This is a genomic window from Micromonospora sp. PRAS1, assembly GCF_059553435.1.
Window position 1 is genome coordinate 51,791 of record NZ_JCANNB010000039.1, and the last position, 10,092, is coordinate 61,882.

A 10,092-nucleotide genomic window follows, 5' to 3' on the forward strand; every position below is an offset into this window, starting at 1 on the left:
GCTCCGCTGTCGTCCCGAAATGTGGATTTCGCCTCCCAGAACCCGTCGCCGGGTGGCAGAGTGCAGATCGTGACCAGCACCGCCCGCATTATTGGCAACTAGCGCGCCGGCTTTCCCTCCGCCGAGCGCGCAGACCTCCCGCAGCCGCGGGGGGTCTTTTTGTTGCGCTGGCCGGTGCCTGACGAAGGGATCCCCATGACGTTCCAGGTCTACGACACGACCCTGCGCGACGGTGCCCAGCGCGAGGGGCTCACCTACTCGGTGGTCGACAAGCTCGCGGTGGCCCGGCTGCTTGACGAGTTCGGCGTCGGCTTCATCGAGGGCGGGTGGCCGGGCGCGGTGCCGAAGGACACCGAGTTCTTCCGCCGGGCGCGTACCGAACTCGACCTCAAGCACGCGGTGCTGGTCGCCTTCGGTGCCACCCGCCGGGCCGGTGCCGTCGCCGCCGACGATCCGCAGGTACGCGGCCTGCTCGACGCGCAGACCCCGGCCATCGCCCTGGTCGCCAAGGCAGATCTGCGGCACGTCGAGCGGGCGCTGCGCACCACCGCCAAGGAGAACCTGGCGATGATCCACGACACGGTGACCCACCTGGTGGCCGAGGGACGTCGGGTCTTCGTCGACGGTGAGCACACCTTCGACGGCTACCGCCACGACCCGGCGTACACCGCCTCGGTGGTGGAGACCGCCCTCGCCGCGGGAGCCGAACGCTTCGTGCTCTGCGACACCAACGGCGGGATGCTGCCCTCCTGGGTGACCGCCGCCATCGCCGACCTCACCGACCGGATCGGTGTGGCGCCGGAAGTGCTCGGCATGCACGCCCAGAACGACACCGCGTGCGCGGTGGCCAACACCATCGCCGCCGTCGAGGCCGGGGTCCGCCACGTGCAGGGCACCGCCAACGGGTACGGCGAGCGGCCCGGCAACGCCGACATCTTCGCCGTCGTGGCGAACCTCCAGCTCAAGCTCGGGATGCCCGTCCTACCGGAGGGCTGCCTGGAGCAGATGGTGCGGGTCTCCCACGCCGTCGCCGAGATCGCCAACATCGCCCCCGACACCCACCAGGCGTACGCCGGGGCCGCCGCCTTCGCCCACAAGGCGGGGCTGCACGCGAGTGCGATCAAGGTGGATCCGCTGCTCTACAACCACATCGAACCCGAGGTGGTCGGCAACGACATGCGGATCCTGGTCACCGAGATGGCCGGCCGGGCCAGCATCGAACTCAAGAGTCGTGAGTTGGGGCTGGATCTGGCCGGCCATCCGGAGACGCTGTCCCGGGTCACCAACCGGGTCAAGGAGTTGGAGGCCGGCGGCTGGTCGTTCGAGGCCGCGGACGCCTCCTTCGAGCTGCTGGTCCGCTCCGAACTGCCGGACGCCGCGCCGACGCGGCCCTTCACGCTGGAGTCGTACCGGGTGCTGGTCGAGCACCGCGAGGACGGCGCGGTGGTCTCCGAGGCGACGGTGAAGATCCGGGTACGCGGCGAGCGGGTGATCGCGACGGCGGAGGGGAACGGCCCGGTAAACGCGCTCGACGAGGCGCTGCGGGTCGGGCTGGGCCGGCACTACCCGGAGCTGCGCGACTTCGAGCTGGCCGACTACAAGGTGCGCATCCTGGAGGGCAGCCACGGCACCGGCGCGGTGACCCGGGTGCTTGTCGAGACGGCCGACGGCCGGGGTGGCGGTTGGACCACCGTCGGGGTGCACCCCAACGTGGTCGAGGCGAGCTGGCACGCCCTGGTCGACGCGCTCACCTACGGCGTGGACCGGGCCCGGGTGTAGGCGCATCAATCGGTCGCCGCCGGCAGCTTGAGTTCGGCGAGGACCATCCGGTGGTCGCTGCCGGGTAGCGGACGCACCGCGACGTCGCGTACCGCGATCCGGCGGTCGACAAGCACGTGATCGATCACCACCGGCGGGATCAGGCCGCCGTCGTAGGGGCCCCAGGTGCCGGCCAGTCCCGCACCGACCGAGGCGGCGGCGTCGGTGTAGCCGGTGTCGAGCAGGGCACGCAGCGGTGCGTGGTCGAGGGTGGCGTTGAAGTCCCCGGCGAGGATGCTCAGCGCCCCGTCCGGGGTGGCCGCCGGTTGCGCCGCCAGGTCGGTACGCCACGCGCCGGTCTGGTTCAGCGCGTACGGGGCGGCCGGGTGAGCCGATTCGACGCGCACCGGGGGCGCGCCGGGCACCGTCACCGTCGCGTACGCCTGGGTGAAGCCCCAGGCGCTGCGGAGCTGGCGGATGCCTCCGTCGCTTATCGGGTGTCGGGCGTAGAGTCCGGAGCCGGGGCTGCCGTCCATCGGGTTGAGCTGCCGGTACGGCAGCAGCCGGTCGAGGCCGAGCCGGTCCAGCCCGGCCGCGGCCGCCGGGGTGAACTCCTGCACCACGAGCACGTCCACCCGTTCGCTGCGGACCAGGTCGACAAGCGTGCGTGGGTCGGCGGTGCCGACAAGCAGGTTCGCGGTGAGCAGCCGCAGCGTCGGCCCGTCGGCCGGCGGCTGCGGCGTGGGCAGGGCCCGGGGCGCGACCACCGCGAGCAGCGCCACGGTGGTGAGCGCCGCGACGCCCGCCGGCCACCGGCGGCGCAGCGCGAGGGCGAGCACCAGTGGCCCGAGGGACCCGAGCAGGACGTACGGCGTGAAGGCGAGCAGCTGCACAAGTGGCCCGCGTTCGATGCCGAGGAGGCGGACGGCGAGCCAGGCGACGGCGGGCGACACGGCGGCCCAGCAGAGTGCGCTGCGGTAACGGTGTCGCCCGGTCGTCGGCGTCGGTCGGATCGGCGTGATGCCGGTACGGATGCTCACGCCGTCATATTATCGAACTCGTGCAGTTCTTTCGCGAATGGCGTGGCGTTCGCGTTTCACAATTAGTCGGCCCGTTTTTCGAAGTGCGACATGTGGTGATCGGGCGTTGACTGCACCGTTTTTCCGGTGCTATTTTCCAGGTGGTTGTGGTGTCAGAACCCAGAGGACGTAGCGCCTGGTCAGGCCGGCTTGTGATCTTGCTTGTCCAATGTCATTCGCTCGGTTGACCATGCTCCGGAGTGGAGCTGTCGAATTGCTCCGGATCATTCTTGCTGCAGATTTCCGATTCGCTGAAAGTGGGTCGGTTGGATCAACCCGGTCAACCAAGGGAGAACCTGTCATGGCCAAGCTCTTCTCACGCAGGTCGGTGGCGGTGGCGGCGAGTGCGCTGGCGCTGGCACTGGCCGGCAGCGGCATCGCGGCTGCCGCCCAGCCGCCCACCGCCCCCAAGGCGCCCCTCGATTCCGTCGCTGGCGGCACCCAGGCGGGCGCCGCCGGCGGTCAGCCGCAGGTGACGCCCGAGGAGGCTCGGGCGGCCAGGGCGGCGCTGAAGGGGTCCGTCGGCACCGAGGCGGTCATCGGATCCACCTCCTTCGCCGTGGTGGGGTCCGGCGGCAACCTCATCCGGGGGCTCGACGCGGTCTCGGCCACCAAGTACGGCCCCGGGCAGTACCAGGTGCTGTTCAACCGGGACATGACCCGCAGCGCCTACGTGGCCACCATCGGCACGAACTTCCAGTGCTGCATCCCGCCGGCTGGCGAGATCTCGGTGGCACCTCGCCTGGACACGCCGAACGCGGTCTACATCGAGACCCGCAACTCGTCCGGCAGGCCCGCCGACCGCCCGTTCCACCTGGCCGTCTTCAGCTGACGAACACCACCGGGTACCGGCCGCCCGACCGGGCGGCCGGTACCGCTGTGGGGTCAGAAGACCGTCCCGGCGCGGCGGACCCGTGGCGACGAGTCCGGTGCCCCGCCGGCCGATGCCGCACCGGCTGTCCGGCTTGTCCCGCCGAGGGGTCGGACCGCCCGGCCCGGCCGGTAACGGCACCGGTGGGCCGGCAAGTCCGACGTTTGTCGGGCCACATGCCCGGGAAGCAAGCACCGTGACGGACATCTCGGACACCATGGCCAGCCTGGCCGGCCCGGACCCGACCGCGGCCGAGTTGGACCAGACCCTCTTCGAAGTCAAACGCGTGATCGTCGGGCAGGACCGGCTCGTCGAACGCCTGCTGACCGCCCTGATCGCCGACGGCCACTGCCTGCTGGAGGGCGTGCCCGGGGTGGCCAAGACCCTGGCCGCACAGACCCTCGCGACGGTGGTCGGCGGCACCTTCTCCCGGATCCAGTTCACCCCCGACCTCGTACCGTCGGACATCGTCGGCACCCGCATCTACCGGGCCTCGAAGGAGAGCTTCGACGTCGAACTCGGCCCGATCATGGCGAACCTGGTGCTCGCGGACGAGATCAACCGCGCGCCCGCGAAGGTGCAGTCGGCGCTGTTGGAGGCCATGGCCGAGCGTCAGGTCTCCATCGGCGGGCGCAGCTACCGGGTGCCGAAGCCGTTCCTCGTGCTGGCCACCCAGAACCCGATCGAGTCGGAGGGGGTCTACCAACTGCCCGAGGCGCAGCGGGACCGCTTCCTCATGAAGGTCGTCGTCGACTACCCGGACGGCGCCGACGAGCTGGCCATCCTCTACCGGATGAGCGCCGACCGCCCGCAGGCGCACCGGGTGCTCGAACCGGACCGGTTGCGTGACCTCCAGGTCCGCGCCACCCAGGTCTTCGTCCACCACGCCATCGCCGAGTACGTGGTCCGGCTGATCCTCGCCACCCGCGACCCGGGCCGGTTCGGGCTGCCGGAGATCGCCCCGCTGCTCGCCTACGGTGCCAGTCCGCGCGCCACCCTCGGGCTGGTCGCCGCCGCCCGGGCCCAGGCGCTGCTGCGCGGCCGGGAGTACGTGCTGCCCGACGACGTCCGGGAGTTGGCCGTCGACGTGCTCGCCCACCGGCTGGTGCTCTCCTTCGACGCGGTCGCCGACGGGGTGACCGCCGAGTCGGTGGTGCACCGGCTGGTCGAGCGGGTGCCGCCACCCCGGGTGGCGGCCGGGCAGCCGGCGTACGCGACCGACCTGGCGACCGCGTGATGGGACGCCGTCCCGCACCGGCGGCGGAGCCCGGGCTGACCGAACTCACCCCGGACCAGCGACTGCGCCGGCTGGAACTCACCGTCACCCGGCGGCTCGACGGACTGCTGCACGGCGAGCGCCGCGGCCTGCTGCCGGGACCGGGCAGCGAATCGGCGGGCAGCCGGGAGTACCGGCCGGGCGAGGACGAGGTGCGCCGGATGGACTGGTCGGTGACGGCCCGCACCACCGTGCCGCACGTGCGGGAGGTGGATGCCGACCGGGAGTTGACCACCTGGCTGCTTGTCGACGCCAGCGCCAGCATGGAGTACGGCACCGCCGAGTTGGACAAGCGGGAACTGGCGGTGGCGGCGGTCGCCACCATCGGCTTCCTCACCGCCGGGCCGGGCAACCGCCTCGGCGCGCAGGTACTCACCCCGTACGGCCTGCACCGGGTGCCGCCCCGGGGTGGGCGTACCCATCTGATCGGGCTGCTGCGCGGCTTGCTCGCCGCGCCCCGGGTGGGTGGCCGCGAGCGGGACCTCGGGTCGGCGCCCGGCCCGGCCGGACTGGCCGATGCGCTGGCCGCGGTGCGCCGGGTCGCCCACCGGCGTGGCCTGGTGGTGGTGGTCTCGGACTTCCTCGACGGGCTGCCCGATGACCCGGTGACGCCGGCCGCCTGGGAACGGCCGCTGCGCCGGCTGGCCGTGCGGCACCAGGTGCTCGCGGTGGAGATCACCGACCCGCGTGAGCTGGAACTGCCGGACGTCGGGCTGATCACCCTCGCCGACCCGGAGACCGGCGAGCACCGCGAGGTCTGGACCGGCGACCGCCGGCTCCGGGAACGGTACGCGGCGGCCGCCGCCGCCCAGCGCGAGCAGCTCCGGCACGCGTTGCGCCGGTCCGGCGCGACCCATCTCGCGTTGCGTACCGACCGGGACTGGGCGGCCGACATCGTGCGGCACGTGCACGCCCAACGTCGAATGGCCCTGGCCCCGGCCGGCGGCCCGCCGGGAGGTGTCGGATGAACTGGCAGTCGCCCGACCGGCTCTGGCTGCTGCTCGGCGTGGCCGCGCTGGCCGTGGTCTACTTCGGCGCGCAGCGGCGTCGCAGCCGCTACGCCGTCCGCTTCACGAACCTACGGCTGCTCGACCGGGTGGCGCCCCGGCGGCCGACCTGGCGCCGACACCTACCGGCCGGCCTCTTCCTGGCCATGCTGGCGCTGCTGGTGGTCGGCTTCGCCCGGCCCACCGCCGAGGTCCGGGTCCCCCGGGAGCGGGCCACCGTGATGGTGGCCGTGGATGTCTCCACCTCGATGCTCGCCACCGACGTCGACCCGGACCGGCTGAACGCGGCCAAGAGCGCCGCCCGGCGGTTCGTCGACGGGCTGCCCAGGGAGTTCAACGTGGGGCTGGTGGCCTTCGCCGGCAGCGCGGCGGTACTGGTGCCGCCGGGCACCGACCGGGAGGCGCTGGACGACGGGATCGGACGCCTCGCCGAGGGGGTGACCGGCGTGCAGGGCACCGCGATCGGCGAGGCGATCAGCACCTCGTTGGGCGCGGTCAAGGCGTTGGACGACAAGGCCGCCACCGAGCCGCCGCCGGCCCGGATCATCCTGCTCTCCGACGGGGCGAACACCTCGGGCATGGATCCGATGGAGGCCGCCGCCGAGGCGGTCGCCGCCGAGGTGCCGGTGCACACCATCTCCTTCGGTACGCCGGGCGGCTTCGTCGACCGGGGTGGGCGGCCGATCCAGGTACCGGTCGACGGGGAGACGTTGCAGGCCGTCGCCGAGGAGACCGGAGGCGGTTTCCACCAGGCCGGCACCAGCGACGAGCTGCGCGCGGTCTACGACGACATCGGCAGCTCGGTGGGCTGGCGGAAGGTACGGCAGGACGTCTCGGCGCGATTCATCGGGCTCGGCCTGGTGTTTGCGATGGGGGCGGCGTTCGGCTCGATCAGGTGGTTCTCCCGCCTGCCCTGACCTGGTACCGGCGCCGCGTCGCCGCCTGGCGGCCGAGCGCACACGGGAGGAGCGTACGTATGGCAGTGCAGACCGGACTGGGCGAGCCGCGGGGACCCTGGTTCGTCTCGCCGGACCTCGACCCGGACGGGCGGGGGCGGCCGGACGGTACCGCCGGAGCGGATGACCGGGCGGCATGGGGCTGGCGACGCCGGCTGTTGGCGGGACTGGCGGTGGTGGCGCTCTCCACCGGTTCGGGGGCCGTGGCCGGTGGCTGGGTGGCCAGCCGGGACGGGGTGCCGGGGCCGGCCGCCGCCTCGGCCGCACCGGTGCCGGCGGAGCTGGTCACCGCCGCCGAGAAGACCGTGCCCGGCGTGGTGTCGGTGCTGGTCGGCGGGGTCGGTGGAGCGTCGGCGAGCGGTTCCGGTTTCGCGGTGGACGCCGAGCAGCACATCATCACCAACGACCACATCCTGGCCAAGGGGCGCGGCGGCCCGGTGACCGTGGAGCTGCCGGACGGCCGGCGGTTCGATGCCGAGGTGGTCGGCCGCGAGCCGGGCAGCGATCTCGCCGTGCTCAAGGTGCCCCCCTCGGCGGGCCTGGCGCCGCTGCCGCTGGCCAAGCCGGGCGCCACCCGGGTCGGCGAGCCGGTGCTGGCCGTCGGGTCGCCGCTGGGACTCTCCGGGACGGTCACCGCCGGCATCGTCAGCGCGCTCGACCGCCAGGTGCGGCTCGGCGACAACCGGCACCGGGCGGTGCAGACCGACGCGTCGATCAACCCGGGCAACTCCGGCGGGCCGCTGGTCAACGCGCGGGGCGAGGTGGTGGGGGTGAACACCGCGATAGCCACAATCGACGGCAACGGCTCGATCGGCATCGGGTTCGCCATCCCGATCGAGCAGGTGCAGCAGACCGCCGACACGATCATCGGAAAGGGCGGCTGATGCACGGAGAGTCACTGTCCGATTACGGGGAGATCGGGGTAAGTGTCGGATTTTTGGCGAGGGATGATCGGCCCATGGAAATATTACGCTGAGTATGGATACTGGCGTGGGTGGAGCGTCCTCTCATTGCGGTCCTCCTGCTGGTGGGCCTCATCATCGGAAGTGGCGTCGGGTCGTCGTACGCCCGCGCTCGGCGGGGCTGGACCGACTACCAGGCCGCGAAAAAGACCGTGCCCGGCGCCCGTCGCGCCGCCTGGCTGCTGATCAAGGTGGTGACCACGAAGGTCGGCGTGATCGCCCTGCTGCTGCTCGGGGCAGTCGCCTACGCCGCCGCCGGTGGCGAGGACCGGCCCGCTCCTGCGGCGCCCAGTCCGAGCACCGCTGAGGACGATCGGCCGGCACGCTAACCTCAGGGCGTGGACGACGGGCTGCGGGTGACCGACAGGTGGGTCGTCCCTGCCGCCGAGTTGCGGGAACGCTTCTCCCGGTCGTCCGGGCCGGGCGGGCAGGGGGTCAACACCGCCGACTCCCGGGTCGAGTTGAGCTTCGACCTGGCCGGCTCGGCGAGCCTGCCGGAGTCGCTGCGGTCCCGGGCGCTGGACCGACTCTCCGGCCGGCTGGTCAACGGGGTGCTGACCATCGCCGCGAGCGAGCACCGGGCGCAGCTGGCCAACCGTGAGGCGGCCCGGGAGCGGCTGGCCGCGCTGCTGCGTGAGGCGGTCGCCCCGCCACCGCCGCCGCGTCGCCCGACCCGCCCGTCCCGGGGGGCCAAGGAGCGCCGGCTCGCCGACAAGAAGCGTCAGTCCCAACGCAAGCGCGACCGGCGGGTGGACGGCGAGTAGCGACCAGGCTCCCCCCAGCCCTCCTTGATATTGATGATCTTCGCTATGGCTGGTTGAATGTCCACGGGAGCGTCCGGGCCGTCACGCCGCATCCTCGACTGTGACAGGAGTTCCTCCACCATGCTCCGAAGGTCTCTGCGCAACGCTGCCACGTCCGCACTCGTGGCCGCTGTTCTCGTCGCCGCCTGGTCGGCGGCACCCATCCCGTCCGCCGCCGCCTCCTCCGCCGCCTCCGCCGCCGACTCCGTCGTCGCGGCTGCGGTGGGTCGGCCTGTGCTCGCCGCGCCGGCAGCACTGGCCGACCCGGTACGGATCATGCCGCTCGGTGACTCGATCACCGGCTCGCCGGGCTGTTGGCGGGCCCTGCTCTGGAACCGTCTCCAGTCGGCCGGGCACACGAACGTCGACTTCGTCGGCACCCTCGGGCCGCAGGGCTGCGGCCAGCCGTACGACGGGGACAACGAGGGACACGGCGGGTACCTGGTCACCAACGTGGCCAACCAGAACCTGCTGCCCGGCTGGCTCTCGGCGACCCGGCCGGACATCGTGCTCATGCACTTCGGTACCAACGACGTGTGGAGCAACATCGCCCCCGCCACGATCCTGGCCGCCTACGGCAGGCTGGTGGACCAGATGCGGGCCAGTAACCCCGCGATGCGCATCCTGGTCGCGAAGATCATCCCGATGGCGCCGGGCAGCTGTCCCGATTGTGGTCAGCGGGTGGTCGCCCTCAACAGCGCCATCGACGGCTGGGCGGCGGGCAAGACCACCGCGCAGTCGCCGATCGTCGTGGTGGATCAGTGGACCGGGTTCAGCACCGCCGCCGACACCTACGACGGGGTGCATCCCAACGCTGCGGGCGACCAGAAGATGTCCGACCGTTGGTATCCGGCGCTGGTGGCTGCCCTGACCGGTGTCCCCGCGCCCACGCCGACGCCCACGCCGACGCCCACGTCGTCGGCCACCCCCGGGCCCACGCCGACGGTCACGCCGACCTCGGGGCCGACGCCGGGCGGCTGTGCGGCGAGCTACCGCCTGGCCGGGCAGTGGCAGGGCGGATTCCAAGCCGAAGTCACTGTACGTAATGATGGCGTGACTGCGACTGGCGGTTGGGTCGTCCGGCTCGACTTCGCCGACGGCCAGCGGGTCACCCAGGCGTGGAGTGCCGAGGTGACCCAGGAGGGTGCGACGGTCACTGCCCGTAATGCCGGTTGGAATGGCGTACTGGCCCCCGGCGGGCAGACCACCTTCGGCTTCCTGGCCAGTGCCGGTGCCATCAACAGCGCCCCCGCCATCCGCTGTTCCCGGCCCTGACGGTGTAGTCGGCCTCGCGGCCGCCCGGTCGCGGTCCGGGCCTCCGGACCGCGACCGGGCGTTCCGGACCGCGACCGGGCGTTCCGGACCGCGACCGGGCGTTCC

Annotated in this window: 10 protein-coding genes; 9 read left to right on the forward strand and 1 reads right to left on the reverse strand. The window is 72.4% G+C overall.

Annotation, left to right across the window (positions count from 1 at the left end):
• Positions 1-195: 195 nt before the first annotated feature.
• A complete protein-coding gene (cimA, locus tag AC507J_RS27090; RefSeq protein WP_496292402.1) occupies positions 196-1,779 on the forward strand; it encodes a citramalate synthase in 1,584 nt (527 codons plus the stop codon).
• A gap of 5 nt (positions 1,780-1,784) precedes the next feature.
• On the opposite strand, the gene AC507J_RS27095 is transcribed toward cimA, so the two are convergent.
• Positions 1,785-2,771: an endonuclease/exonuclease/phosphatase family protein gene (locus AC507J_RS27095; protein WP_496292422.1), complete on the reverse strand. Its 987-nt coding sequence runs from the start codon at positions 2,769-2,771 to the stop codon at positions 1,785-1,787.
• 367 nt (positions 2,772-3,138) lie between these two features.
• Between AC507J_RS27095 and AC507J_RS27100 the strand changes: the two genes are divergently transcribed.
• From AC507J_RS27100 to AC507J_RS27135, 8 genes are all read left to right on the forward strand, one after another.
• Complete coding sequence (locus tag AC507J_RS27100; protein ID WP_496292404.1) at positions 3,139-3,669, forward strand: hypothetical protein; 531 nt, start codon at positions 3,139-3,141, stop codon at positions 3,667-3,669.
• A gap of 235 nt (positions 3,670-3,904) precedes the next feature.
• Positions 3,905-4,945 (forward strand): AAA family ATPase, encoded by a 1,041-nt coding sequence (locus AC507J_RS27105; RefSeq protein WP_496292406.1) that lies wholly within the window; start codon positions 3,905-3,907, stop codon positions 4,943-4,945.
• A complete protein-coding gene (locus AC507J_RS27110) occupies positions 4,945-5,952 on the forward strand; it encodes a DUF58 domain-containing protein (RefSeq protein ID WP_496292408.1) in 1,008 nt (335 codons plus the stop codon). The genes AC507J_RS27105 and AC507J_RS27110 overlap by 1 nt, the downstream gene beginning before the upstream one ends.
• Positions 5,949-6,908 carry a VWA domain-containing protein gene (locus AC507J_RS27115; RefSeq protein WP_496292410.1) on the forward strand — a complete coding sequence of 320 codons (960 nt, stop codon included), beginning with the start codon at positions 5,949-5,951 and terminating at the stop codon, positions 6,906-6,908. The genes AC507J_RS27110 and AC507J_RS27115 overlap by 4 nt, the downstream gene beginning before the upstream one ends.
• A gap of 59 nt (positions 6,909-6,967) precedes the next feature.
• Complete coding sequence (locus AC507J_RS27120) at positions 6,968-7,831, forward strand: S1C family serine protease (RefSeq protein WP_496292412.1); 864 nt, start codon at positions 6,968-6,970, stop codon at positions 7,829-7,831.
• Positions 7,832-7,941: 110 nt separating this feature from the next.
• The gene (locus tag AC507J_RS27125) at positions 7,942-8,238 is read left to right on the forward strand and encodes a hypothetical protein (RefSeq protein WP_496292414.1); all 297 of its coding nucleotides are present in this window, start codon (positions 7,942-7,944) and stop codon (positions 8,236-8,238) included.
• A gap of 9 nt (positions 8,239-8,247) precedes the next feature.
• The gene (gene arfB / locus AC507J_RS27130) at positions 8,248-8,673 is read left to right on the forward strand and encodes an alternative ribosome rescue aminoacyl-tRNA hydrolase ArfB (RefSeq protein WP_496292416.1); all 426 of its coding nucleotides are present in this window, start codon (positions 8,248-8,250) and stop codon (positions 8,671-8,673) included.
• A gap of 120 nt (positions 8,674-8,793) precedes the next feature.
• Positions 8,794-9,987, forward strand: coding sequence for a cellulose binding domain-containing protein (locus tag AC507J_RS27135; protein WP_496292418.1), 1,194 nt, complete (start codon positions 8,794-8,796; stop codon positions 9,985-9,987).
• The last annotated feature ends 105 nt before the right edge of the window (positions 9,988-10,092 follow it).

Excerpts from the sequence above, each read along its gene's own strand:
- cimA (WP_496292402.1), top strand. The coding sequence starts at position 196 with ATGACGTTCCAGGTCTACGACACGACCCTGCGCGACGGTGCCCAGCGC.
- AC507J_RS27100 (WP_496292404.1), top strand. The coding sequence starts at position 3,139 with ATGGCCAAGCTCTTCTCACGCAGGTCGGTGGCGGTGGCGGCGAGTGCG.
- AC507J_RS27110 (WP_496292408.1), top strand. The coding sequence starts at position 4,945 with ATGGGACGCCGTCCCGCACCGGCGGCGGAGCCCGGGCTGACCGAACTC.
- AC507J_RS27115 (WP_496292410.1), top strand. The coding sequence starts at position 5,949 with ATGAACTGGCAGTCGCCCGACCGGCTCTGGCTGCTGCTCGGCGTGGCC.
- AC507J_RS27120 (WP_496292412.1), top strand. The coding sequence starts at position 6,968 with ATGGCAGTGCAGACCGGACTGGGCGAGCCGCGGGGACCCTGGTTCGTC.
- AC507J_RS27135 (WP_496292418.1), top strand. The coding sequence starts at position 8,794 with ATGCTCCGAAGGTCTCTGCGCAACGCTGCCACGTCCGCACTCGTGGCC.